At 58.3% G+C, this 26,110-nt stretch carries 15 protein-coding genes; 9 read left to right on the plus strand and 6 right to left on the minus strand.

Annotated elements, in window-relative coordinates:
* Positions 1-167 precede the first annotated feature (167 nt).
* The 3 genes from G1C97_RS09300 to G1C97_RS09310 all read left to right on the plus strand — a co-directional run bounded on the left by G1C97_RS09300 (position 168) and on the right by G1C97_RS09310 (position 4,930).
* On the plus strand, positions 168-1,769 hold the full coding sequence (locus G1C97_RS09300) for an MFS transporter (RefSeq protein ID WP_100497016.1): 1,602 nt from the start codon (positions 168-170) through the stop codon (positions 1,767-1,769).
* 330 nt (positions 1,770-2,099) lie between these two features.
* Positions 2,100-3,659: an MFS transporter gene (locus G1C97_RS09305; protein ID WP_169241525.1), complete on the plus strand. Its 1,560-nt coding sequence runs from the start codon at positions 2,100-2,102 to the stop codon at positions 3,657-3,659.
* Positions 3,660-3,937: 278 nt separating this feature from the next.
* Positions 3,938-4,930: a LacI family DNA-binding transcriptional regulator gene (locus G1C97_RS09310; RefSeq protein WP_100497018.1), complete on the plus strand. Its 993-nt coding sequence runs from the start codon at positions 3,938-3,940 to the stop codon at positions 4,928-4,930.
* A 24-nt stretch (positions 4,931-4,954) separates the two neighbouring features.
* Here G1C97_RS09310 and G1C97_RS09315 read toward each other — a convergent pair whose 3' ends face one another.
* Together G1C97_RS09315 and G1C97_RS09320 are read right to left on the minus strand one after the other, a co-directional pair.
* On the minus strand, positions 4,955-6,130 hold the full coding sequence (locus G1C97_RS09315) for an ATP-binding protein (protein WP_240951094.1): 1,176 nt from the start codon (positions 6,128-6,130) through the stop codon (positions 4,955-4,957).
* A 277-nt stretch (positions 6,131-6,407) separates the two neighbouring features.
* Positions 6,408-9,161, minus strand: coding sequence for a phosphoenolpyruvate carboxylase (locus tag G1C97_RS09320; protein ID WP_169241526.1), 2,754 nt, complete (start codon positions 9,159-9,161; stop codon positions 6,408-6,410).
* A 333-nt stretch (positions 9,162-9,494) separates the two neighbouring features.
* Here G1C97_RS09320 and G1C97_RS09325 point away from each other — a divergent pair, with 333 nt between their 5' ends.
* Together G1C97_RS09325 and G1C97_RS09330 are read left to right on the plus strand one after the other, a co-directional pair.
* Entirely contained in the window at positions 9,495-11,354 is a 1,860-nt protein-coding gene (locus tag G1C97_RS09325) for a threonine/serine exporter family protein (RefSeq protein ID WP_169241527.1), read from the plus strand.
* A gap of 342 nt (positions 11,355-11,696) precedes the next feature.
* Complete coding sequence (locus G1C97_RS09330) at positions 11,697-13,337, plus strand: sodium/proline symporter (RefSeq protein ID WP_335341359.1); 1,641 nt, start codon at positions 11,697-11,699, stop codon at positions 13,335-13,337.
* A gap of 646 nt (positions 13,338-13,983) precedes the next feature.
* On the opposite strand, the gene G1C97_RS09335 is transcribed toward G1C97_RS09330, so the two are convergent.
* Positions 13,984-14,961, minus strand: coding sequence for a hypothetical protein (locus tag G1C97_RS09335; protein WP_169241528.1), 978 nt, complete (start codon positions 14,959-14,961; stop codon positions 13,984-13,986).
* 268 nt (positions 14,962-15,229) lie between these two features.
* Between G1C97_RS09335 and G1C97_RS09340 the strand changes: the two genes are divergently transcribed.
* On the plus strand, positions 15,230-16,747 hold the full coding sequence (locus G1C97_RS09340) for an amidohydrolase (protein ID WP_169241529.1): 1,518 nt from the start codon (positions 15,230-15,232) through the stop codon (positions 16,745-16,747).
* Positions 16,748-17,377: 630 nt separating this feature from the next.
* On the opposite strand, the gene trpS is transcribed toward G1C97_RS09340, so the two are convergent.
* On the minus strand, positions 17,378-18,478 hold the full coding sequence (gene trpS, locus G1C97_RS09345; protein ID WP_100497028.1) for a tryptophan--tRNA ligase: 1,101 nt from the start codon (positions 18,476-18,478) through the stop codon (positions 17,378-17,380).
* 133 nt (positions 18,479-18,611) lie between these two features.
* Between trpS and G1C97_RS09350 the strand changes: the two genes are divergently transcribed.
* Positions 18,612-19,010, plus strand: coding sequence for a DUF3073 domain-containing protein (locus G1C97_RS09350; protein WP_169241530.1), 399 nt, complete (start codon positions 18,612-18,614; stop codon positions 19,008-19,010).
* 138 nt (positions 19,011-19,148) lie between these two features.
* On the opposite strand, the gene G1C97_RS09355 is transcribed toward G1C97_RS09350, so the two are convergent.
* Entirely contained in the window at positions 19,149-19,625 is a 477-nt protein-coding gene (locus G1C97_RS09355) for a sterol carrier family protein (protein ID WP_169241531.1), read from the minus strand.
* Positions 19,626-19,962: 337 nt separating this feature from the next.
* Between G1C97_RS09355 and G1C97_RS09360 the strand changes: the two genes are divergently transcribed.
* Positions 19,963-22,407, plus strand: a complete 2,445-nt coding sequence (locus G1C97_RS09360) for a glycogen/starch/alpha-glucan phosphorylase (RefSeq protein WP_169241532.1) — start codon at positions 19,963-19,965, stop codon at positions 22,405-22,407.
* Between the two features lie 577 nt (positions 22,408-22,984).
* Here the strand turns inward: G1C97_RS09360 and G1C97_RS09365 are convergent.
* The gene (locus tag G1C97_RS09365) at positions 22,985-23,215 is read right to left on the minus strand and encodes a hypothetical protein (protein ID WP_165775918.1); all 231 of its coding nucleotides are present in this window, start codon (positions 23,213-23,215) and stop codon (positions 22,985-22,987) included.
* Positions 23,216-23,675: 460 nt separating this feature from the next.
* On the opposite strand from G1C97_RS09365, the gene G1C97_RS09370 reads away from it, so the two are divergent.
* A complete protein-coding gene (locus G1C97_RS09370; protein ID WP_169241533.1) occupies positions 23,676-24,413 on the plus strand; it encodes a rhomboid family intramembrane serine protease in 738 nt (245 codons plus the stop codon).
* The last annotated feature ends 1,697 nt before the right edge of the window (positions 24,414-26,110 follow it).

The following is a 26,110-nucleotide window of genomic DNA, read 5'->3' on the forward strand; positions in this document are numbered from 1 at the left end:
GGGATTCAAAACGCCGTATATGGTGCATAAATCTTAACGATGATAGAGTTTGAGGCAGCACAACCAAGCGGCGTGTCGCGATGGCGCGAATACGCCGAGGCAATCTTGAGATCGTACCGACCGGAGACACGGTGCCGTGTTCGGCCGTTTGAGGAAGGAGCGTGACGATGCCACGAGCGAACAACGGCAACAATCGTATTCATTGTGCCACTACGGCATCTGAAGCGGTGGATGCCGCCTTGTCATGGAAGTCCAAACTCGGTTACGCCACATTCTCGCTGTCGTATGTGATGCAGACGATGATCGTGACCTGGCAGATGTTCTATTTCACCACGTTCCTCAACGTATCGATGGCCGTCACCGCAGTGCTCATCGCCACAGGCAAGATCGTCGCCTCGGTGATCGGCCCGGTGTGGGGCTACATCTCCGACCGCATGTACCACAATGCGCTCGGCCGCCGCTTCGGCCGCCGTCGCTCGATTCTGATCTTCGCCATCCCCGCGAACTTCGTGTTCTATCTGCTGTTGTGGATCCCCAACCTGCCGATAGCCGTCTACTTCTTCGCCAATCTGCTGTACTGGGCGTTCTTCGCCGGTATCACCACCGTGCAGTACGGCTTGCCCAGCGAAATGACCGAGAACCCAAGCCAGCGCGCGCAGCTCGTAGGCGTCAATCAGATCGCCGGTGCCATCGGCGGCACCTTCCTCTCGGTGCTCAACGTGTACCTGTTCACTATCTGGGGCAAGGACAACTGGGAATCGTACTTCAACATGGCGTTGCTGTACGGCATCATCGGCACCGCAGTGCTGGTGCTGGGCTTCCTATCGATTCAGGAGCGTCCGTTTGATGAATCCACCAACGTGGCTTCCGCCGACGGGGCTGCCGGCGATGGCGGCGAGACACACATCGGTGTCGGCAAGCGGTTGGTTTCGGTGGTGTGGAACTTCCTTTCGGTGCTGAAGGTCAAGGAATTCCGCAACTATCTTGGTTTGTACCTGTCGGAGGAGATGTTCCGTACGGTGCGCGGCACGCTGAATACCTACTTCGTGATTTTCGTGCTGCTGCTCGATCCACAGACCGTTTCGCTCGCCACAGGCGTCAACCTGCTGTTCGGCATCGCGTGCGTCGGTTTCTTCATCTGGATTACCGCGAGAATCGGCGGTCCGCGCGCCTACCGACTGGGTGGCATCGAAGTGATTTTCGTATTCTTGGCCATGTTTATGCTGGCGATGGTTGCAAGTCACATCCCAGCCGGCACACGCGCGGTGCTCTACATCGGCCTTGGCCTGTTCATGAACTTCGGCATCACCGGCGTGGTGAACGCTACGCAGTACACGTATACGTTCATCCCGGATGTGGATGAGATCATCACCTCGAAACGTCGAGAAGGGCAATATGCCGCCATTAATTCGACCATCGACGACATCTTCTCCTCCGCGGAAACGATTGTGATTGGCCTGGTCTTGGAGGCGACTGGATTTGTGGAAGGCGCGCAATCACAGCCTCCGCAGACGGTGTTCGCGCTGGCGTGCTTGTTCTCGTTCGTGCCGATTGTGATCTGCCTTGTCGGCATTGTCTTTACATACCGATTGAAGCTCAACCGCGAGAATCATGAGCTGCTGCTCGATGAAATCGATCGATTACGCGCCGGTGGGTCGATGGATGATGTGACGCCGGAGACGCGCGCGTTAGTCGAAAGTCTGACTGGTATGCCCTATGAGCAATGCTGGGGCCATAACAACGTGATCAATGTAACGCATAAAGGCTGAGCGTTGAGCACTGTGCATGCGCACGTTTCGTCTAGCTCCCCTTCGCCGTGGGGGAGTTTTTTTATTGTGCTGCTGATGTATTCGCAGGTATGTTGCCAGTTGCGACACGCCATAATCGCAAAATAATCTCATCGATAAGATTTGTGATATGGTTTGTTTTGCAAACATCAAGAAATGAAATCGAGCTTCAAAATCTCAACGATAAGGTTTTTTGAAGTAGATGAGCCGGGAATGGACGGCGAAGTCCCCCACCCGGGAAGCAGCTCCGTATGAATGGCCCTGCGCCGTGCCTCATCGCATCGATTTCTATTGGAGAATAGGAGAAATCCAATGTCCAACTCGGCATCACCTGCAGTGGGCCGCAAGCTGTCGTGGGTGACGAAGCTCACTTACGCCCTGCTGCCGCTGTCGTTCACCATGACCACGATGGTCATGACCTGGCAGATGATCTACTACACTCAGCCGCTCGCCATCTCCATCGGTATCGTCACTACGATGCTCGCGGTTGGCAAGGCCATCGGCGGTTTCATCACCCCGGTCTGGGGCTACATCTCCGACCGTATGTACTCCACCGCCTTCGGCCGCAAGGTTGGCCGTCGTAAGGGCACGCTGCTCATCGCCGCGCCGCTGAACCTCATCTTCTATGTGCTGTTGTGGGTTCCGAACATGCCGGTGTGGTTCTACCTGCTCATCAACATCATCTACTACGGCGTGTACCCGGGCATCAACACCGTGGTCTACTCCTTGCCTTCCGAGATGACCGATGATTCCAAGGATCGCGCCCAGCTCGTGGCCGTCCAGCAGATCGGTGGCGGCGTCGGCGGCTTCGCGCTCTCCATGTTCAACGCCTACCTGTTCAAGATCTGGGGTGCTGACAGCTGGGAGCCGTACTTCAAGATCGCTATGATCTACGCCGTGCTCGGCACCGTGCTGCTCGTGATTGGCGCGCTGTGCATCAAGGAACGTCCGTACGACGAGACCACTGATATCTCCTCCGCCGATAAGGGTGCTGCTGAGAAGGTCGGTTTCTTCGGTCGTCTGGTCTCCGTGTTCTGGAACTTCCTCTCAGTGCTGCGCATCAAGACCTTCCGCAACTACCTGGGCATCTTCCTTTCCCAGATGACCTTCCGTACCGTCCGCGGCCAGATCAACGCCTACTTCATTATGTTCGTGCTGCTGCTGACCCCGGCTGAGGTTTCCCTGTCCACCGGCTTCAGCTTCCTGTTTGGCATGGTCTGCGTGGTCATCTGGGCCACCTTGATCACCAAGCTCGGCGGCATGCGCGCCTACCGTCTCGGCTCCTGGTTCACCATCGTTCTGTTCGTCGGCATCTTCATCCTGGGTCTGACCCACGGTTCCATGCCGAAGGCCACTGTCACGCTGGTCTTCACCATCCTGATCACCCTGTTCACCTTGGGCAACTCCGGTATCGTGAACGCACAGACCTACGTGCAGTCCTTCGTGCCGGACGTTGATGAGCTCGTCACCGGCAAGCGCCGTGAAGGCCAGTACGCCGGCATCCAGTCCACGCTCGAGGTCATCGTCAACACCGTGGTCACCATCCTCGTGGGTGTGATCCTGCAGGCTGTCGGTTTCCAGTCGGGTGCCGATGTCACGACTCAGTCTCCGCTCGTGGTTAACGTGCTGCTTTACATGTACTGCGGCACGGTGGTTGTGCTCGCCTTCGTCGGCATCCTGCTGACCTACCGCATGCACTTGAACGAGAAGACCCACGACATTCTCGTGGCCGAGTCCGCTCGTCTGCGCAACGGTGGCTCCATGGACGACGTTACCGAAGAGACCCGTAAGGTTGTCGAGGATCTTGCCGGTATGCCGTACGAGAAGTGCTGGGGCCACAACAACGTGATCAACGTCTCCAACAAGGCCTGATCCGCTCGCTACACTCTTCAGCAATTCTTTCCAATAGCCAACCTCGGAACTTCTCCGAAATTGCTGAACGCCCGCGCCACAGGGATGGTTTACTGCAAATACACCTCCCTTCTCCAGCCCTGTGGCGCAATTCAATCCTTCTTACTTTTCCTTTCCGGCCTGTGCTGCCTCCTCGATATAGAGGAGGCACACGCATTTCGGGGGCTGTCGCTACTCTGATAGCTATCTCAACGATGAAGAGATATCAGATTTCAACCATCATCAGGAGATGTGTGGCCATGGTTACGTTAAAAGATGTAGGCGAGTTAGCTGGCGTGACTGCCACCACTGCCTCGGCAGCCTTGCGCGGCAAGGATTACGTGAAGCCGGAGACTATGCAGCGCGTCAAAGATGCAGCCCGCAGACTTGGCTATAAAACCAACCTTTCCGGCCGCTCCCTGCGTTCAGGTCGAAGCGACACCATCACCTTCCTCACGTCAGGCATTGAAGGCGACTACTTCTCGAATCTCGCCATGTGCGTGGCTGAGGCGGTGCATGAGCGCGGATCTCATATGTTGATTGAGCTCTCCCGCTACCTCACCGACGATAACGACCTCTCGTACAGCTTCTCGGACGGCATCATCGCTATCAATGCGCCACGTGCCGTCGATATTCTTCGCCATCATCCAGCGGTATTGCTGGAGAACTACGACACCAACCTGCAGATTGACACGGTGAATGCTCCGAGTGATGCGGGCTCCCGCGTGGCTGTTCGCCATCTGATCGAGCGTGGTTGCAAGCGCATCGGCATCGTCGGCGACAACCGTGATCCCAGTCGGGCCATTATCCCGGGCTCCCGCGATATGCGTATGCGTGCTGCAGCCGATGAAATCACAAAAGCTGGGCTGAAGTTCGATGAGAAAAAGGACTTCATCAAATGCGCATGGTCGATTGACGGCGGCATTGAAGCCGGTCGGGCCATTGCCAAAGGGCGCACCAAATACGATGGCCTGTATTGCCTGAACGATGGCATCGCCATCGGCGTGCTCCGCGGCTTGGCCGACGGTGGCGTGCATGTGCCGGATGATGTATTGGTGATCGGTTTCGATGGTCTGAGCCAGGGCGCCTACACCGTGCCGACGCTCACCACCGTCGCTACCGATTTCAAAGGCATGGCAAACTCTGCTTTGACGCTGTTAATGCGCCGCATCGAACATCCCGATGAGGAGTTCTTCCCGCAGACGGTGAGCGTGGGCTACAAGCTCATCGAACGCGAATCCACAAAGCGGTGATGTTGGCCTGGGGGCTCATGCGGCTTACAGGCTGGTTCCGGAGGAATTCATACGGATATAGGCTGCATGCTCGCGCAGATACTGGCGTAGATAAGGAATGGCAAAATCTACCTTTCCGTAGCCCATGTCTTTAATTACCTGTGCTTCGATAAGTCTGGTGCGGTAGATGTTCGCATACGCCACATCCTTGCCCATGCGTTCTGCCACGGTGGAGGTTGAGGATGGACCATCATCCTGGGCCATCGCAAGCAGATATGTTTTGTCAATCGGAGATAGGCCATCGAGTTCCGGGCCATGCACGGCATCACCGAGCCGGCTGAGTGCATTGGCGATGCCCTGCTCGGTATCTTGTTCGGTTACGGTGATGGAATCCGGTTTCTTGATGTCGAGGTTTCTGCTTCGACGATAGGCAATGCGCCAAATGTGGTATCCGACCAGCTGAATCATAAACGGATACCCTTCCGTAGCCTTGGCCGCCATGTCCAGTGCTGTTCCCTCAATGGCTATGCCGGAATCCTCGAAGGTGTCTTCAAAAGCATCCCGGACATCTTGCAGAGGGATATCGCCCAATTGTTCCGACTGGGCGCGTCGCAAGAACGTGAGCACCTCATCGTTGAGCCATTTGGATGCAATGGTAGGTAGACCGGCGAATACGAAGGCAATATTGCGTTCCTCACGAATCAAGTGCTGCACGGCCGTGGCGATAGCGACCATATCGGATCGTTCGGCAGCCTGGGCCTCATCGATGGTCACCAACAGGCCGGCGTTCTTGCGTTCCAACGCATCGAGTCGTTGGCCCATTGCGGCTCGCAGCGTCAATGGCATTTGTTTTGATGACACGCTAGCTTCACCGAGGCTGACTCCTCCAAGTCCGGCGATGGAGACCGAAGGTTTAAGAGATAGATTTACTGAAGGCTTGTCTGGCGCGAGGCGGTTCAGAAGCCGCTGAGCCAGCCCTTCTGAAGCGGTTTCGTCAATGACCTCCCATTTTCGTGCTTTAGCGATACGCCCGAACTCGGTCAAAATGACGGTTTTACCTACTCCTCGCGCACCAGTGACACGCATGAGGCGGCCGGGTGCGCCGGGGCCGTCATCGAGTCCTTCTTCAAAGTCGTCGATGATGGTATCGCGACCGATGAGCAGTGGAGGCATGCGGCCGGCAGTCGGTTTGAATGGATTGCTCTGTCGCATTGAAGTCATTGTGGCCTCGATCCCCCGTGCCTAAATATAAAGATTATAAAAGAATATAAAACATTATAAAAGAATATAAAGGAATATAAAAACGAGGAAGCCCCGCTCGTTTGAGCGAGGCTTCCTGGAAAAGGAACCACCGCTGAGCCGCGGTGGTGCTGTGCTGCGGAGTTTTTGCATGCGCAAAGCTACTATGCAAAAACTCCGCTACGTTTTGGCCTGGTGAAGTCCACCGGGCTTCACCAGCGGCGTTACGCGGCGCGAACCGCGAACGCCGGCCAAAACGTCAGCCTGTGTTCTGCAGTCCTGCGGCGACGCCGGAGACGGTGCAGAGGATGAGGTAGATGAATCCGGCCTGTTGGCTCTGGCTGAGTTCTTCCTTGTCCACCTTCTTACGCAGCGAACGCAGGGCCAGCACCTGAGTGACGGACAGCGCGTCCACGTACGGAGAGCGAATGCGGATGGCCTGGCCGAGCACGTGACGGTGCTGCAGCGGCCACTTGTCGCCGACGATGTCGAGCACCCACTTGCGGGTGAGCTCCATCTCGTTCAGCACCTTCTCGTTGAGGTCCTCGCGATCGCCCAGGGCGAGGTACATCTTGGCGATGCGCTCGTCCGTCTTGGCAAGGGACATCTCAATGTTGTCGATGAAGGTGGAGAACAGCGGCCATTCCTCGTAGGCTTCGCGCAGCGTCTTCAGATCGCCGAACTTCTCGCATGCGGTGCCGAGGCCGTACCAAGCGGCCAGGTTGATGCGAGCCTGAGCCCAGGAGAAGATCCACGGAATCGTACGCAGATCATCGAGGGACTTGGCGCCGAGACCACGCTTTGCCGGGCGGGAGCCGATCGGCAGCAGACCGATCTCAGTCAGCGGCGTCACGGTGGAGAACCACTGAGCGAAATCAGGCGTGTGCAGTAGATCGAGGAAGCGCTCGTGGGCGGCATCGTCGAGTGCGTGCGCCATGTCGGCGTACTTCTCGGTCATGTCGGTGTTGCGCTTCTCCACGCTCGGAGCGGACTGCAGCAGGGTTGCCGCGGCCACGGACTCCACGTGGCGGATGGCGAGCACCGGGTTGCCGTAACGAGCGAAGATGACCTCGCCCTGCTCGGTGAGCTTGAAGCGGCACTTCACGGAACCGACCGGCTGGGCCAGCACTGCACGGTTGGCCGGGCCGCCGCCACGACCGACGGCGCCGCCGCGGCCATGGAACAGGGTCAGGTCGATGTTGTGCGATTCAGCCCACTTGGCGATGCGCTCCTGAGCGGAGTGCAGGGCCAGCGTTGCGGAAGTCGGGCCGGCGTCCTTCGAGGAATCGGAGTAGCCGAGCATGACCTCCAGCTTGTTGCCGGTGGCCTTCAAACGAGCCTGAACCTCGGGGATCTTGATCATTTCCTCAAGCACGTCCACCGAGTTCTGCAGATCCTCAAGCTGCTCGAACAGCGGGATCACATCGATGGTGGGCACGTCCTCCGGGTGGGCGAAGGCCAGACGGTTGAGCTCGTAGACATCCTTGATGTTCTGGGCGCTCTTGGTGAAGGAGATGATGTAGCGGCGTGCGGCCTTGGTGCCGTTGCGCTTCTGGATGGAACCGAGGGCGCGGAAGGTGTCGAGCACCTCGTGGGTCATCGGCTGCAGATCGCCACGCTCGCCGTGCAGTCCGTGCTCGCGGATATCCGCAAGGGCGCGGGAGTGCACTACGGAGTGCTGACGGAACTCCATCTCCACCATGTGGAAGCCGAAGGTCTCGGCCTGCCAGATCAGATCCTGCAGCGGGCCGTAGGCGGAACGCTTGGCACCGGCATCGGCCAGGGACTGCTGCACGGTCTTCAGATCGGCGATGTAGTCCTCGCAGGTGTGGTACATCAGATCGGCGTCACGCTCGATGGTGTAATGCAGACGATCGGCGATCACCAGCATGACCGCGCGGTGCAGCTCCTTGGTGGAAATCAGGGCGGCCTTGTCGGTCAGACGCTCGCTCATTTCCTTCTGGTGGCTCCACAGGATGCGCAGCGCGGAGCTCGGCGGCGTGGTCTCGGCCTCCATCGTGAGGTTGCGGCCCACAGTGCGGGTGGCTTCCTCAAGGGCGGCGAGCACATGATCGGAGAACTTGCGGGCCACCTGACGGCTGACCTTGGCGGTCACGTTCGGGTTGCCGTCGCGGTCGGAGCCGATCCAGCTGCCGGGGTGGAAGAACGCCGGGCACACGGGCGGCACCAAGCCGGCCTTATCGCCCAGGACCCAGTCGTCGAAGCGACGGTAGACCTTGGGGATGGTGTGGAACAGGGTGTTGTCGAAGATGTCGAGAATCGTATCGGCTTCCTCAACAGGGGTCGGCTTCTTCAGTGCGATCGGGGAAGTGCGGAACAGTGCGTCGATCTCGTTGTAGAGGCGACGGCAGTTCTCCTTCTTATCCGATCCGCCAAGAATCTTGTGCTCTTCCAGCAGCTCGGAAATACGACGAATCTTGCCTTCCACGGCCTTGCGGCGAGCCTCGGTGGGGTGCGCGGTGAAGACCGGGTGGAATTCGAGCCTGTCGAGCAGCTCCTTGGCCTTGGCCGGGCCCATCTCGTTGATGAGCTGGTGGTAGGCGGAAGTCATTTCGTTGACCGGGTCATAGGCCTGATCGTCGGTGACTTCGTTTTCGCGCTGGCGCAGCACGGAGACGCGGTAGTTCTCCTCGGAGAGGTTGGCCAGGTGGAAGTAGGTGGCAAACGCGCGGGCCAGCAGCTGAGCGTCGTGCAGGTTCATCTTGTCGATGACCTCGACGGCGGCCTTCAGTCCGTCATGGCCGGGGTTCGGATCCTCTCCGCCGCCGAAGTGCTCGGCGCTGGCTTCGACCGCGTAATTGCGCACGGTATCGAAGGTGGAGAGCAGCTCGGGGTTGTATTCGCCCAGTACGTCGCGCAGGATTCGCAGACACAAATCCATGTCGTACTTGAGGTTTTGGGGAAGATCATGCTCCTCCGGGCCCTTTCGGCCGGTCCCGGTGGTGACGATGGCAGCGTCAGCCGGAGTGATCTGTTCTTCGGATGTTGCCATATAACCTCCTTTGCTGAATATCAGGTTGCTCGGTCTGCCGGTCGTCCGCGGCTCCTCCGCGGTTGTTGAGGCCAGTCGTTGCGAGCCCACAGCCCATATCCAACGTGGTTGTTGTGTGGGCAACAGTGTACCGCCGGCTAATCGCCACTTAGGTTACGAAGTCCATTTTCGATTGGTGGAACAGTCGTATGCCGACCGTCGTATGTCCGGAAAATGGACATGGAAGTGGATGTCGGGGTATGTGGGGAAGGCGACGCGCTACCTTGAAACCTCGGGAAATCTTGCTCATCGACGTTAATCAACCTACGCCACCACTAACCGGATGGGAATCATATGGAACAGCACACGAACCATACCGAAGCGCATCAGGAACATCACAAACCCAACGAACATGGTGCCATCGCGGTGCAGCACTTCCATACCCACTCCATTCCGCTGGATATGGAAGACATCGAGCGTGACTGGGACAAGCCGATCGCCGAGGCGGGCATCGCCGCCAAAGCCAGCGTGATCGTGCGCGTCGGCCTGCTGGACCTGAGCGCCGGCACCGGTTCGTTCCGTGTGCGCGAAATGATGCATCGCATCGCATACCCGCTGGGTGTACATGTGCGCGCCGACGTGAACCTGACCGACATCGAAGCCGCTTGCACGGACGGCAAGGAGCGCATCACCGAAGTCATCGACTTGCCGAGCACCGGCGTGAACACCGAACGTATCTGGCTGTTGGAGCATTACGCCGACTGGTTCAGCGTGAATCTGGGCGAGGAATCGATGTATCACGTCCAGCCGGAAGTCTCCCAGGGGCTGATGCAGCACCTCGACGCGAAGGACGCCTCGCAGGTCTCCGCTGACCTCTCCAAACAGTTGCGCAAAGAGGAGAAATCCGAGCGCGCTGACGTCGCACCAGGTCAAGACGCCGTACTTGACGCGCTTGAGGACGCCAGTCGCCACACCGATCCCGGTGACCCGCGCGCCCACCAACTGCACGTGCACGAAACCGACTGGTCGCAGGCGGCGATGACGCAGTCGTTGGCGGCCCGCGCCGCCGATGAACGGGCGCGTGAGGCGGAACGGGCGGAAGCGCAGTCACCGGCCAAGGAATCAGCGGCACCGCGCAAACACAAGCTGGCGAATCGCAAACCGCCCAAGGAATACGCCGAACACTTCGATTACGTCGACTCAGACTCCAAGACCAAGGGGGCGTCCGGCATCACCGTGCGTCAGGCGCATGAGCGACTCGACATGATCGAGCATCGCAAGCCGCTGTACTCACCTGCGTTTGCCGGTCTGGCCTCTGCCATCGCCTGTGCGTCCTTCGTATTTCTGCTGGGCGGCGGCCCGTACGACATGATCGGCGCGTTCGTCGGCGCCGGACTCGGCCACTGGCTGCGTCGCCGGCTGTTCGCGCACCATCTCAACCAATTCTTCGTCACGTTCGTGTGCGTGGCGGTGGCGGCGCTGGCCTGCACCGGCACGTTGCGCTTAATCGGTTTGCTTGACCCGATCGCCTTGCAGCACGACACCGCCTACATCGGCGCGATGCTGTTCGTCATTCCCGGTTTCCCGCTTATCACCAGCGGCCTTGACATGGCGAAAATCGACTTCCCCTCGGGCATTCAACGATTGGCGTACTTCCTGTGCATTGTGCTCATGGCTACGCTCGCCGGCTGGATGGTGGCCTCGATCGTGCACCTCAATCCGACCGGATTCGAGCCGCTCGGCCTCAACGTGTGGGTGAATGGTGCGCTGCGCTTCGTGTTCGCGTTCCTCGGAGTCTGGGGCTTCTCCATCATGTTCAATTCGCCGCAGCGCATGTGCCTCGTCGCCGCGATCATCGGCGCCATCACCGATACGCTGCGACTTGAGATCGTCGACCATGGCGTGCCGGCGGAGGCGGGTGCGTTCATCGGCGCTCTGCTGGCCGGTCTGCTCGCCACGGCCTGGCGTTCGTCCGTGCGCAAGGGCTGGCTGGCACCGCACTTCGGATACCCTCGCATCTGCCTGACCGTGCCGTCCATCGTGATCATGGTGCCTGGCCTGTACATGTATCAGGCCATGTTCCACTTGGGGTCGTTCGATACGCTGACCGCGCTTGACTGGGCGTTCAAGGCGTTCATGGTGATCATCTGTCTGCCGATCGGCTTGGCCATGGCCCGCGTGATCACTGATAAGTCTTGGCGTTACGACATTTAGCGGGGTTATTGCGCGGGGTCGCGTGATACATCTGGGCATATCGCGGCAATGCAGCGTTCGGTGCCGCTCGCGGGGCGGGCGGTGCCGAGGCCATGCCGACGTCGATCCGAGGCCATGCCGACACCATAATGACGCCACACTCTGAGACATAATCGTCTCAATTGCAGGGCTTTGTCCGTGCGTTCGGGAAAGGTCAGCCTGAGAGAAAGATTGTTTTCGAAGGCCCTTTGCCGGGGCTGCGATGGCATATACCCCGTAACTCCCCTTCAGCCGGCTGTGTGCTGACGTTCCTGATTCAAGGGCGTCGGGGAGGGGCGGAGTCGTTGATCTAAGGCGGTTAGTGTGGCAAGCGATTTCTGGATTCTCCTGGCCATGGTTATTTATTTTGCGGCCATGCTGTCCATCGGATTCGTGTACTCCAAGCGGTCCAACTCGTCCTCCAAGGAGTACTTCGCAGGAGGCCGCGGCGTGGGGCCATGGCTGACGGCCCTCTCCGCCGAAGCGTCGGATATGTCCGGCTGGCTGCTCATGGGATTGCCGGGCCTTGCCTACTTCACCGGTGCGGCCGACCCGATGTGGACCGCGCTGGGCTTGGCCATCGGTACGTATTTGAACTGGAAGATCGTGGCCCGGCGCCTGCGCCGTTATTCGGTGGTGGCCGGTGACGCGATCACCATTCCGGACTTCTTCGCCAAGCGCTTCCACGACACCAAAGGCGTGATCTCCACCATCGCCGCCATTATCATTCTGGTGTTCTTCAGCGTCTACGTCGGCAGCTGCTTCGTCACCGTAGGCAAGCTGTTTGCCACGCTGTTCGGCTTTGACTACCACCTGATGATGATTCTGGGCGCGTTGGTGGTGTTCATCTACACTGTGGTCGGCGGATACCTGTCGGTGGTCATGACCGATTTCATTCAGGGTCTGCTGATGTTCTTCGCACTCGCCGTGGTGTTCATCGGTACGGTGGCGAATGCCGGCGGCATCGACAACACCGTGGCCTTCCTCAAGTCCATCCCCGGCTACATCTCCGGCACGCAAGTGGCTTCGCCTACGCTCGACCCGGACACCGGCCGTCAGCTGGTTGAGGCTGGTCGTGCGGTGTTCGGCGAACCCAGCGAATACGGCATCATCACCATTGTTTCGATGCTGGCGTGGGGTCTGGGTTACTTCGGCATGCCGCAGGTACTGGTGCGCTTCCTGTCCATCCGTAGCGTGGAAGAGGTGCGCAAGTCCCGTATCATCGCGACACTGTGGTGCGTGCTGTCGTTGGCCAGCGCCGTGTGCATCGGCTTGGTCGGTCGCGCGATGATGCCGACCGAGTTGCTCACCTCCACGGATGCCGAAACCATTTTCATCGTGCTGGCTCAGACCCTGCTGCCGAGCTTCATGTGCGGCGTGGTGGTGTCCGGTATTTTCGCGGCCTCGATGAGCTCCAGCTCCTCGTACATGATCATCGGTGCCTCGGCCATGGGCGAGAACATCTTCCGCGGCTTGTTCCATCGGCGTGCGACCGACCGTCAGGTGATGATCGTGGCCCGTTTGACGTTGGTGCTCATGTTTATCTTCGGGGTGTTGGTGGCCTACGACCAGAACTCCTCCATCTTCCAGGTGGTCTCGTATGCATGGGCCGGCTTGGGTGCGTCCTTCGGCCCGTTGATGCTGTGCGCGCTGTATTGGCGTCGTGCCAACAAGGCCGGGGCGGTGGCCGGCATGCTTTCCGGCACTGCCGTGGTGCTGATTTGGCATAACGTGATGAAGCCGTTGGGCGGCATCTTCGCCATTTACGAGCTGCTGCCGGCATTCCTGATTTCGCTGCTGCTGATTGTGGTGGTCTCGTTGATTACCGAGAAGCCCAACGAGCAGATGCTGTACGAATTCGATCATTACATGGATGACCCGTTGCCGGGGGCGCTGCCCTCCGGATCCGTGTTGGTCGACGAGCCGATGGAAGCCATGGAGGCCGAGGTTTGCGGCGAGCAGTGACGTGCGGTGATGTGCGGTGCGGCGGGCGGCGTGCGATGCACGCCGTTGCTGCCTTGGGCGAGGCGCTGAGTCTAACTTTTTGCCCTTTGCCGGGGGCGGGGCTTCGTGACGTTTATGATCTGTGTCTGCCCTTATGGCAATAACTATTTTTGATCGAGGAAAGCATCAAACAGCGTGGCCAATCATTCCCGGAGTTCGGATTTGTGGCTGTTACCGTTCCGGTGAAGGTTGATGAGAGCGAAGACAATTGCCGTGTCGATTGCGGTTTTCGCGGAGTTTGTTCTGGTGCTTGTATTGCTCGTGAATGTCGGTGTTTATCGGTGTTCTGGTTGTTGTGTATGCCAAAGTTGACGTCTAATTCGCTTACAAGGGGCTGATTCCCGCTTGCCGGAAGTTCTATCTGCTCTACAAGGGGCTGCCCGCCGGGCATAAAGCATCGGCAATGGCGAAATATCGGTGCGGTGGAGACGTTTTTATGTTGTGCGTCCGCTCTGGCAGCCCCTTGTAGAGCAGATAGATCTCCGACGCAGACCGAATCAGCCCCTTGTAAGCGAATTGGTGTGTGAATTGATGCGTGAATTGGTCGGTGGAGGAAGAGGCGCGGCGGCGGAGATGTAAGGGCGCTCCTGGCGCTCGCCGCAGCCGACTATGCGTGAGATATGGGGAGCAATGGCGCGAAGCGCAGCCGTTCATAAAGCGGTGCCCGTTTTGTGGTTCTTGCATCGCAGAGTTGCCGGATGGTTTTGCGTGGCGTGAGCTGAATGGTCTTTCCGGTAACTTCCTGCATCTTGTCCGCGATGCGTCGCGCAAGCGCCTCTTCGCGATCTTCATAGCCGATATCCAGTTTGGTGGCCTGAAGATATTTCCATCCGTCATCTTCAATGTCCTGACGTCTTTTCACATCCCCCAGCCATTGTCTGGCGTGATGCGAGCCCTCATATTCAATGCAGATTTTGAATTCCGGATACGCGAGGTCAAGGTACAAGGGCTTCGTGCTGCGACCTATATAAATGGGGTAGTTGACTTGTGGCATGTCGAGCCCATATCGAGGAGGCACAAATCGCGTGCGGGTTTCCATGGAGGAATCGGTTCCGCTGCGTGCCAGAAGCAAAGCGCGGCGGCAATTGTTGTATCCGCGGAAGAGACGTCTGGCTTTTCCATCGTCTTGGGCTTCCTGCACCTGGCGATATGCGTTGTCTAGATACAAGGAGAGGGCGTCGATGGTTGTTCGACGCAGACGTCTGTCGCGGCGCATCATGGAATCAGCCAGCACAATGAGTTCTTCAAGTTCCAAATAAGGTGACAGCATCGCCCACGTGCAAGTCGGCGATGTACAGATGAATTGGTTGTCAACGGTAACCGTATCGATCGAAAACGGCCATACGACTGCGGTTATTCCTTGCACGTGGCGTTTGGCGTTGGGATGCGGAACAGCGACTACGGTCGAGTTCATCATCCGTTGATGGTTGCTCGCGATTCGTGGCATTTCCACGGAAAGCAGTTCGAGTGCCGTGGTCAAAGCGTATGGAGGTCGCCAAACGGTGCGGCGCCGGATTGCGCTACATATGTCCATGCGCTGATATTTCACTGCGGTCAATTCGGTCAATGTGTATGAACTGTTCATACGGATCACCCCTTCGTGATGCGTTCGGTCCGATGCGTTCGGTGCGGTGGGGTTGAGTCTAGAGGCATATACCTATGCTTGTCTGCCAGCCTGTTATCTCGGTGGATAAATGTGAATAACTTGGTGGATAACTGGATCCTTTGCTCTGGTGGCATTGTGCGTTCGTGCATGTGCGCATGCCCGTACATCGCTCGACGCCGTTCAATACCCGGACATTGAGATTGAACATATCGGGCTCCAGACGATTTGGTAGTGGCATGATACAGATATGAGTAGCTTGGTGCGTATTGTCAATGCTGGAATTCCCGGATCTCGAACCCGTGCGGATTTGGTTCTTCGGGATGGTGTTGTTGCCAGTGTTCATCCCGCTGGCGAAGATATCGCCGGCAAGGCGATGCCGGATGCAACCACGATTGACGCCGACGGTCTGTGGGTCATCCCCGGCCTATGGGATTGTCATACGCATTTCACGCAATGGGCCAAAACTCTCGGTCGTCTCGACCTGATCAGTGCCCGTTCGGCGTCGGAGGCGATGTCCATGCTGCGAGCGCATTTGGACGAGCGTCGCGCATCTGGGACTCTTGACCCCAATGTGTTCGTGGTAGGCATGCGATTCCGCCATTCACTGTGGGCTGATGACGAACAGCCCACGCTTGCCGCTATCGATGCAGTGACTGGTGAACAGCCGGTAGCGCTTTCCAGTGCGGATATGCACTGCGGGTGGGTGAATTCCGCGGCTGCCCGGCGGCTCGGCGTGCATGCGGACGAACATACTGGACTTGTGGGCGAACTCGAATGGTTCGACGCCTACACCCAATTCGATAAAGCACCCGGCGCTGCCGAGGAGACCGACCGTTTGCTTCGTGAAGCCGAGCGGGATGCCGTGTCGAAAGGCGTGGTGGGCATTCGTGATTATGAGATGGCCGAAAACATCGACACGTGGATTGACCGCTTTGCCGCCGGCATCAATACATTGCGCGTGGACGCCGGCGTATATCCCGAACGGTTGCAGAACGCCATCGATGCCGGTTGGCATACCGGCAAGGCGTTGCCCGGAAGCAATGGTTTGGGCCGAGTCGGCGCTATGAAACTCATTTCGGACGGGTCGCTGAATACGCGATCCGCCTACTGTTCCAGCCCATACTCCGGCATTGAGCCGCCTACCTATGGCACGTTGAGCTACACGCCGCAACAGATCGAGGATTACATGAGGCTCGCCACCGAGCACGGCTTCGACATCGCTTGTCATGCCATCGGTGACGAGGCGAACACGATAGTGCTCGATGCAGCTGCGGCTACACATGCGCATGGTTCCATCGAACATGCGCAAATGCTGAAACCCATTGACATCCCGCGCTTTGCGCAACTGGGCCTCACCGCTAGCATTCAACCGCAGCACGCGATGGACGACCGTGACGTCATCACCCGATTCTGGGCCAACCCCGCCGGCATTCCATATCCGTTCCGTTCGCTCTACGATGCAGGGGCCCAATTGCGCATGGGCTCCGATGCCCCTGTCGCACCGCTCGACCCGTGGCTGGCCATTTCCGCTGCCGTGTTCGGTACCGAAAGCTCGGATCGTGAGCCGTTCCAGCCCGAACAGTGCTTGCCGGTCGAAGTGGCACTGGGCGCGTCAACCGCTGTGGGGCGCGATCGGCTTGAAGCCGGCGATCCAGCGGACATCGTGCTTCTGGACGCCGACCCGTATGCTGCTGCGCCTGAAGTCATGCGCGCGATGCCTGCACATGTGGCAATGACGTTTGTAGCCGGCAAGCGAGTCTATTGAATGTTCCGCAAATAGGGTGGGACGATGCGAATGGTCTCGCCTTGGGGGATGCCGATTGGTTGCCGTGCTGCGCGAAATGAGCGGAAACACCTCGCCGGTTATGCGATGAGTAAGGCACTAAGGATATTTCTGCGTTACAAGGGGCTGATTGTCGTCCGTCAGAAGATCTATCCGCTCTACAAGGGGCTGTTAGCCAAGTACGTAGGCCTATAAAACAGCGTGACATCGTTGGCGCGTAGGACCGAATATGGGTGTTATCGTTCCGGCGCAGCCCCTTGTAACGCAGATAGATGTTCCCACAGACGGGAATCAGCCCCTTGTAAGGCAGAAATACGCGGATGCGTGGATAAAGCGGGTAAAACGTAAGCGCGCCGCCAATGCGGGGCATAGGCGGCTGCAGATTGACATAAATTCGGCATCGCGTTGGCGCGCCTCCACTTTCATGACGTCCAGAGGAACGCCTCTTATTCTCCACACGGAAAACAACACCTGCACGCGCCTACTCGCGTAAGGCCAAACCGAAAATTCCTATAACCCGGCAACGAAAAAGGGCCCGGAACGATTCCATCTGGTCCATCTGGAAAATCGTCCCGAACCCTTGCGTTGGCGAAAATGCAACAGCGCGAAAACTCAGTACTTCATGCCCATGGCCTCGCGCACCTGATCGAGGGTTTCCTCGGCGATGGCGTTGGCGCGCTTGTTGCCGTCATGCAGCACGTCGCGGATGTAGTCCATGTCCTTGGCCAGCTCAGCGCGGCGTTCGCGGTGCGGTGCCAGGAAGTTGTTCACGGACTCGATCACATAGGCCTTCAGCGCGCCTGCGCCGGCATCACCGATCTCCTCGGCGATCTCCTTCGGGTCGCGGCCGGTCACGAGGCCTGCGGTGGTCAGCAGGGCGGAAACCTGCGGGCGGGCGATCGGGTCGAAGGTAATGCGACGTTCGGAATCGGTCGGGCTCTTCTTGATGAGCTTGGCGGTTTCCTCGGCGGTGGCGCCCAGCATGATGGAGTTGCCGTAGGACTTGCTCATCTTGCGTCCGTCGAGACCCGGAATCTCCGGGGCGTCAGACAGGATCGCGGCCGGCTCCGGGAACACCGGGTGCTTCTTGGCGTAACGCTCGTTGAAGCGACGGGCGATGGTGCGCGTGATCTCGATGTGCGGCAGGTTGTCCTTGCCGATCGGCACCACGTTGGCCTTGCAGAAGAGGATGTCGCATGCCTGATGCACCGGGTAGGTGAGCAGCAGGCCGGTCAGCGCGTGGCCGGAAGCCTCCATCTCGGACTTCACGGTGGGGTTGCGGTGCAGTTCGGCTTCGGTGACCAAGGAAAGGAACGGCAGCAGCAGCTGGTTTTCGGCCGGCACGGCCGAGTGCGCGTAGATCATGGTCTGCTTCGGGTCGATGCCGGCGGCCATGTAGTCCAGCACGAGGTTCAGCACGTTGTCCTGGATGTGTTCGGTGGTGTCTCGGTCGGTGATCACCTGATAGTCGGCGATGATGATGTTCGAGTGCACGCCTTTGTTCTGCATGGCCACGCGCTCCTTGATGGAGCCGAAGTAGTGGCCCAGATGCAGACGGCCGGTCGGACGATCGCCGGTGAGCATCGTGAACTTGCCCGGATTCGCCTCCAGCTTGGCGAGCGTTTCGTCCGAACGCTTCTTGGCTGCCAGGAAGCTTGCGCTCATCTCGTTGCCTGCAGCGGTCAGTTGCTGCTCGTGCTGCTCGTCGGTCATGCAAAATCCTTTGAATACGCCGTAAAATAAACGCTTTTATGGTAAAAGTGTGAGCCGACAACGAACAAGAGCGCAAGAGGTGGTACTCTCGTATGTTGATGAATCGAACAGCACAGTAATCGCAGGGGGTCGTATGGGCCGCGGACGTCAGAAAGCCAAGCAGCAGAAAATAGCCCGTAAGCTTAAGTATCTGACTACCGATACCGATTATGATGAGCTGGCCAAGGAGCTGAGTGAGCAGGAGCCTGGGGAGGGTTCTCCTGATCCGTTTGCCGATATCGAAGCCAAGTATGCCCACGATGCGGACGCCGAATCTGAGATTTCTGATGAGGTTGCCGCTGGTGCGCAGCCGACCGCTTCCACGCCAGCCGATGATGATCTTGATGAGTACGCCAAGTGGGCCGCCGAGGCTGCCGCGAAGGCAACCAGTGGCGAGTTTCCGAAGACTACGGCTAAGCCGGCTGCACCGCATAAGCCGATTCCGATGCCGAAGCCGCGCCCGATTCCGAGCGCACTCAAGCCGAAGCAGTGATCGGTTCGTTGTACGAGCCGATTGATGCCGACTGATATCGGGTTTCAATCTTTTCCAAGCGTCCGCCTTACCGCGGGCGCTTTTGTTTTGCGCTTGCAGTGAGGCGGACTGGTGAGTGGGCGGGGTCCGTGAGCCAGATCAGACCAGCGGCAACAGATCGCTCAGGTCGTCACGTTCGCCGACGGCCGTAATGTGCCCGGCGTCCTTTTCCTGCGCCCAAGTCGTGATGCCTGCCGCCAGTCGCAACCACACGTCCGGGTCGAGTTCGATAACGTCCGGCGGGGTGAGATTATGCGGGTCCGATTCTGGTCCGTCGAGAATCTTGATTGCGCCCCAAGGCGCCACGCGCACTTCCACGCCGGGGCCGGGTGCGCGTCGTTCGAGGAGAAACAGCGAATACCGCACCGCCATTGCCCACATGTTGCGGGGCAGCGCCGGGCTGACGGACAGCGCCGGGGCGGGTGCTGCGGTAATTCCATGATTGTCCGCTGACGCTAATGATCCCATTGATTCCGCCGACGCCAACGATTCGTGCGCCGCGTGGCACCACTGCGCAAAGGCCGCTTGCCCGCGGGCCAGATCTTTTTCGAGAATGACTGCCATGCGCTCCATCATCGCATCGCGCCCGGTCAGCGGGTGCTTGGCAGACGGTCGGCCGGTGGCGGTGGCTGGTCATGATCGGATACGGCGGTTTTCAGCCGGCTGATTCACTGGGAAAACACTTGCTGGTAGGCATTCTCGGGCAACTGTGATCAACTGTATGACCAAACGATGAAAACGATGACATGCGGCGGGATGCGCAAGCGATGGAGCCGTGCTACTCTACCAATGAGAACGTATGCATGAGACTTCACGTCAAAGCTGTTACGGAGTGTTCATGTGTGCGTCCATGTGGCGATACCTATCTCGCGGCATAATGGAATCGGGCAATTATCCCGGAAGGAAAGTCAGAATGACCGAAATCACCGCACCTAAGTCTCCCGTCACGGCGGATCAGTTCGCCGACGAGATTCGCGAGCAACTCAAGTACACTCAGAACGTCACTCCTGAGCAGGCCACCGCAGCCGACGTGTACGTCGCTGCCTCCAAGGCCGTGCGCAACCACCTCGCGGACGCCTGGTTCAAGACCCAGGCTGACACCGTCAACGGCAACACCAAGGCCGTGGGCTACTTCTCCGCAGAGTTCCTGATGGGCAAGCAGCTGGAGAACGCTCTGCTCAACGCTGGCCTGACCGACCAGTTCGACAGCGCCGTTGAGGCCCTGGGCTTCCAGCCGAAAGACATCATCGATGCCGAATACGAACCGGGCCTCGGCAACGGTGGCCTCGGTCGTCTCGCCGCCTGCTTCATCGACTCCCTCGCCTCCTTGGGCGTTCCGGCTTTCGGCTACGGCATCCAGTACAAGTACGGCATCTTCAAGCAGACCTTCGATGAGAACGGCAAGCAGGTAGAGACCCCGGACTACTGGCTGAACAACGAAGAGCCGTGGGGCCACATCGATTACAACCGTGACCAGAAGGTCTCCTTCGGCGGCGAAGTCGTCGAGGAGAACGGCAAGAAGGTGTGGAAGCCGGCTTGGTCCGTGCGCGCCGTGCCGGTTGATTACCTGGTGCCGGGCTACAAGTCCCAGCGTGTGAACACCCTGCGTCTGTGGACCGCCAAGAGCTACGACGAGTTCGATCTGCTCGCGTTCAACCGCTCCGAGTACATGGACGCCGTCAAGCCGCAGGTCAAGGCTGAGAACATCTCCAAGATCCTCTACCCGGAAGATTCCACCAAGGTCGGCAAGGAACTGCGCCTTGAACAGCAGTACTTCTTCGTGTCCGCCTCCCTGCATGACGCCATCCGCGTCTTCTACCCGGGCCAGGACAAGCCGGACCTGACCACCTTCCCGAACAAGATCACCTTCCAGCTCAACGACACCCACCCGGTGATCGGCATCCCGGAGCTCATGCGCATCCTCATCGATGAGTACGACTACGACTGGGATACCGCTTGGGACATCACCGTCAAGACCTTCAACTACACCTGCCACACCCTGCTGCCTGAGGCACTGGAAGTCTGGCCGGCCAGCCTGATCGGCGAACTGCTGCCGCGTCACCTTGAGATCATCGAGAAGATCAACGAGCAGTTCGAAGACGAGCTCAAGGGCAAGGGCGTCGCCGACGAGACCATCGAGCGCATGCGCATCTACACCGGCGACTCCGTCCGCATGGCCTACCTGGCCACGTACGGCGGCTCCCACGTCAACGGCGTGGCTGCCCTGCATTCCCAGCTCCTCAAGGACATGACCCTGAAGGACTTCTCCGACGTCTACCCGTCCAAGTTCACCAACGTGACCAACGGTGTGACCCCGCGTCGTTTCGTCAAGCTCGCCAACCCGGGCCTGTCCGACCTCATCACCGAGGGTCTTGGCACCGACAAGTGGCTTTCCGACCTCGAACTGCTTGAGGGTCTGGCACCGCTGGCCAAGGACGACGAATTCGTCAAGAAGTTCGCCGCCGTCAAGGCCGCCAACAAGCACGCGTTCGTCGGCTTCGCCAAGGACCACTACGGTCTCGACATCGACGAGAACACCATGTTCAACACCATGGTCAAGCGTCTGCACGAGTACAAGCGCCAGAGCCTGAAGATCCTGGCCGTCATCTCCAAGTACGCTGCCATCAAGAACGGCACCGTCTCCGCCGACGACATCCTGCCGCGCACCGTGTTCTTCGGCGCCAAGGCCGCTCCGGGCTACTACCTGGCCAAGATGACCATCCAGCTGATCAACAACGTCTCCAAGGTTGTCAACAACGACCCGGACGTCAAGGGCAAGCTGGCCGTCCACATGCTGCCGAACTACAACATCGAGATGGCTCAGAACCTGATTCCGGCCACCGAACTCGACGAGCAGATCTCTCAGGCCGGCAAGGAAGCTTCCGGTACCGGCAACATGAAGTTCGCCCTGAACGGTGCTCTGACTGTCGGCACCCTCGACGGCGCCAACGTTGAGATCCGTGAGCGCGTCGGTGCCGAGAACTTCTTCCTCTTCGGCATGACCGTGGACGAGGTCGAGAAGCTCTACGCCGACGGTTACGATCCGGCCAAGTACTACGAGGCCGATCCTCGCCTGAAGCAGGCCATCGATCTGGTGGCAAACGGCACCTTCTCCAACGGTGACCGCAACGCTTACGCCCCGCTCGTGGCCGATTGGCTGACCAAGGATTGGTTCATGACCTTGGCCGACTTCTCCGCCTATGCCGACATTCAGGCCGAGATCGAGAAGCTCTACCGTGATCCGCTTGAGTGGAACCGCAAGGCCCTGCTCAACGTGGCCAACTCCGGCTTCTTCAGCTCCGATCGCTCTATTGAGGATTATTTGGAGCGTATCTGGCACACTGGTCCGCTCGCCTGACTGACGGAGTGTCCGCGGCGTACGTTTTTCCAGAGTAATAATGATGTCATCTGTAGGAACGTACGCTCAGTGACTGTCAGCGTACGTTCCTCCAGAAAAGAGCGGATCTTCTCTGGAAAAACGTACGCTGGGCGGCTGGGCGGATAGTCAGCTCGCTGATCGATGTCTTGGAACGCAGATGAAGGGGCGGGGAGTGCGCATCCCGACTGTAAGCTTGGCCAAACGGACTTGAGTGCGTCGGGATGCGCACCCCCCCACCCCTTCAGCGTCAACTTCAATGTTGATAATGCCAAGCAATGCCGGAGAGATGCATCTGCTCGATAGTCTGCCCGATAATCAGCCAGTCCGAAATGAATCGTTCTGATAATCAACCGGCCCGGTAACCGGTCTGGTAGTCAACCGATCCGGTAATCAAATCGGTTGATAAGTGATCGGCCCAGGAGTCGGTCCGGATAATCGTTCTACCGAAATTCTCGCAGAACGGACGGTTGAAATCATTGACGCAGAACAGACGCAGAACAGACGAGAGCCCTCGCAACCCAACGGCTGCGAGGGCTCTCGTAATAATAGCTGGAAATCAGGCCTCGGCAGGGGCGGCTTCGGGCTCCTCCTCACTGCCCGCAGCTTCCTTCTCAGCGGCCTTGTTCAGCCCCAAATCCACCGGCGAAGAGCTGTTCTCCCACGGCTCCTCCCACGGATCGTAATCCGGGTTCTGCTGCTTGTAGATGTACAGACCCACCACTGCGGCAAGTAGTGCACCGAACAGCAGCGCGAAGAACTTCCAACCGTTAGAAGACTTGTTCTCCATGACGGCTCCTTTCCCTGGGGATCGTCTGGTCGGTTTGCCCATTCAGACCGACTCTGCTCCCTATTCTAGGCCGGCGATTGTGTTGATTGGGTGGAATGACATGCCCCGGCGATTTATCGGCGTAGTTGGAGTGCCAAGCAGTGGCAGCGTCTCCCTGCACATGAGCAAATTCCGTGGTTGTTCGGGTATCGATTGGCACGAATCCGCCGCGCGTAACCCTCATAGCGGCGGGTGCCGGCCAAGAAATGGCAGGATAACGCCGGATAGACCCGCAAGCGGCGGATGATTGCCTCTTCTTGGCTAAACGCTGACGCTTCATGGTCTTCTTCAGTGTTTTCCGGCCAGTGTTTGGCAAGTACCCGTCGCCAGACACGTCCTTATGCCTGAATGCCTGAATGCCCGAATGAGAGCCTCAGGAATTTGGCGTTTCGGCGTTCGCGGCATTGGATACAGTGGACCCATGCGTATGCCTACCAAACAGCAGATTCGGTATCAATGGGAACGTGGCGGCCCGGTTATCACGTGGGCGCTTATCGTGGTCTGTACAGCGGTGTGGCTGGTGGAGGTGCTGGACGGATTCATCGCTCCGGTATTACAGCAGTGGTTGATCGTGCGCGGTATGGCGGCCCCGGCCACGATGATTGCGGAGCCATGGACCATAGTCACGTCGATGTTCCTGCATGCGCCGAACTCCATCTTGCACATCCTGTTCAACATGATCGCCTTGTATTCGGTAGGTCCGATGTTGGAGCGGATGATGGGGCATTGGCGGTTCCTTGGCCTTTACATGATCTCCGGTCTGGGAGGTTCGCTCGGTCTGATGATCTGGGCGCTGCTGGCACCCGGCGGGCAGGGCTGGGCCTCGGCCGCCTACGGTGCGTCCGGCGCGTTATTCGGCTTGTTCGCGGCGTTGCTGGTGGTGTACCGTCGCATCGGAGCGGATATTCGCTCGATGCTGGTGTGGATGGCGGTGAACTTCGCGCTGCCGTTCGTGGTCGGCAATGTGGCTTGGCAGGCGCATATCGGTGGGTTTGTGGTCGGTGGACTGTTGACTTGGCTATTGGTCGCAGGACTCAAGCCGTGGCGCGGCAAAAGCTTGGCCTGGCGTATGCAGGTGTATGGATGGTCCGTGGTGGTGCTTGTGGTGGCATTGATGCTGCTGTGCAATACCGCCAATCCGTACGGTTGGCTTCACTGATTAATCCGTTGGTGATCGGTACCTGCAGCGCGGCTCGCGTACATTGATCACTGTTTGACTGACACCATCTGACGTTGGGCTGAGTTGTGCACATCGAGTTGTACACATTGATGAATGGCTCGATACCGCCGATTGTGCATAAGGGTTGTGCACAGTTGTGCACAAGAGTGGATAAGTTTGTGGATAACTCCGCTGGATGTGCATTGTCTAAGGGGATGACGGTGCATAACTGTGGACAATGATTGTCGGATATTATGTGGATAACTCCATCATCAATACATCTATCCACCAAACCCTCAGCGTCTGAAACCGGTATCTTCAGTGTTATACACCGCTTATTCACAGAAAAAGAGACGTTATCCACCACTTATCCACTAGTTATCCACACGGTTTTCCACATTCGGTGGATAAGTTGACGCTAAACCACATTTGTGTAATTCATCCACATCGAGTGGATAAGTCTGTGGATAACTCGTGGATAACACGTGGACAACTGTGGGTAACTCCCCCAACCCACATGAAGATGCGAATAATTCCATGCGATTCCGCATGATGCAGTGTGCAATCCCGGTTCATGCTTCAAGAAACAGTCCGCACGGTGCAAGTCCCTCCGTGTGTTCCCCCATCCACACGTCATTGTGCGTGCGGAAGAGACGGGAGATTTTCGACGAATCCCCGCACGGCGACAAATGGCTCCGGCGCGAACCAGCGGAATCTAGGAGGGCCTTCGTAAGGACTCAAGATGCTGTTGGGGCTTAGGCGCTGCCGGAGTTCGGCTGTGCGAGGGAGCGCAAACTTGAGCCGTGTCCCCGATTGTTTTATGGCCGTGAAAGCCTCGGCCTTTGCTGCTGTTCGGGCAGGCATGAAACTTCCCGCAGTCCTAGGCCAAAACTTCTATAGCCGTGAAAGCAATAGCAGACATGTATGGGAACTTACGCGGTGTTTGAGGTTTCACTTCACGGTGGGCAGGGATCCATTCGACGTAGATACGGAACATGTTCCGGTCGGTGACGCGACCGCATGCGAAGAATCGCGACGCCTCTTGCCCCCGTGAGAACGTTTTCGCTCTCGTCGATTTCGCCGCATGCTGTACAGGCATTGAGGAGTGTTCGCGATACGGTATTATTGGCACGATTGCCGGGTGAAACGTTAAATCCGCGAACCGGGACAGATTTGGCTGTCCCGGTAGACCGATCTGGCCTTTTTGCAACAACCGGGACATGTGCAAACGGAAAACACGTGTAAGCCCAGATTAACAAGACTGGAATTCCAACGTTTCTGAGGAATGCACACTGTGCCGATAATCGCTTGCAGGCGGTTGAACTGTCCCGGTTCCGTATAACAAGGCAGAATCTCGAACGGAGACAACGGAAATTGTCCCGGTGACCGCGTCAAACGATTGCCCAATGCATCAGGACAACGAACGGTACATGAAGCGGCCCGATGGCTTTATCGGTCATCTAGCAGTACGGCGATACAAGGCCCGCCGCCACCATTGTCGCCTGCGCCGAGCGATTTGATCGAGATGCATATCGTCCAAGATGGGATTGAAGGCAGATTCCTCGTCATACAAGTCGTCTGGGAAAGCCCGGCCCGGGATGACTCATCCCTATTCATCGTCGAACCCGAAGCGGCGGTCGTAGGCGCGACACCGTATTGCAACGTGCAGCGCCTACTGCCACAAGCTCAAGCCCCAG

Source organism: Bifidobacterium olomucense (assembly GCF_012932375.1).
Lineage (GTDB): Bacteria > Actinomycetota > Actinomycetes > Actinomycetales > Bifidobacteriaceae > Bifidobacterium > Bifidobacterium olomucense.

Coding starts and splice junctions, on each gene's coding strand:
- G1C97_RS09300 (WP_100497016.1), top strand. CDS start 168: ATGCCACGAGCGAACAACGGCAACAATCGTATTCATTGTGCCACTACG.
- G1C97_RS09305 (WP_169241525.1), top strand. CDS start 2,100: ATGTCCAACTCGGCATCACCTGCAGTGGGCCGCAAGCTGTCGTGGGTG.
- G1C97_RS09310 (WP_100497018.1), top strand. CDS start 3,938: ATGGTTACGTTAAAAGATGTAGGCGAGTTAGCTGGCGTGACTGCCACC.
- G1C97_RS09315 (WP_240951094.1), bottom strand. CDS start 6,130: ATGACTTCAATGCGACAGAGCAATCCATTCAAACCGACTGCCGGCCGC.
- G1C97_RS09320 (WP_169241526.1), bottom strand. CDS start 9,161: ATGGCAACATCCGAAGAACAGATCACTCCGGCTGACGCTGCCATCGTC.
- G1C97_RS09325 (WP_169241527.1), top strand. CDS start 9,495: ATGGAACAGCACACGAACCATACCGAAGCGCATCAGGAACATCACAAA.
- G1C97_RS09335 (WP_169241528.1), bottom strand. CDS start 14,961: ATGAACAGTTCATACACATTGACCGAATTGACCGCAGTGAAATATCAG.
- G1C97_RS09340 (WP_169241529.1), top strand. CDS start 15,230: ATGAGTAGCTTGGTGCGTATTGTCAATGCTGGAATTCCCGGATCTCGA.
- trpS (WP_100497028.1), bottom strand. CDS start 18,478: ATGACCGACGAGCAGCACGAGCAGCAACTGACCGCTGCAGGCAACGAG.
- G1C97_RS09350 (WP_169241530.1), top strand. CDS start 18,612: ATGGGCCGCGGACGTCAGAAAGCCAAGCAGCAGAAAATAGCCCGTAAG.
- G1C97_RS09355 (WP_169241531.1), bottom strand. CDS start 19,625: ATGATGGAGCGCATGGCAGTCATTCTCGAAAAAGATCTGGCCCGCGGG.
- G1C97_RS09360 (WP_169241532.1), top strand. CDS start 19,963: ATGACCGAAATCACCGCACCTAAGTCTCCCGTCACGGCGGATCAGTTC.
- G1C97_RS09365 (WP_165775918.1), bottom strand. CDS start 23,215: ATGGAGAACAAGTCTTCTAACGGTTGGAAGTTCTTCGCGCTGCTGTTC.
- G1C97_RS09370 (WP_169241533.1), top strand. CDS start 23,676: ATGCGTATGCCTACCAAACAGCAGATTCGGTATCAATGGGAACGTGGC.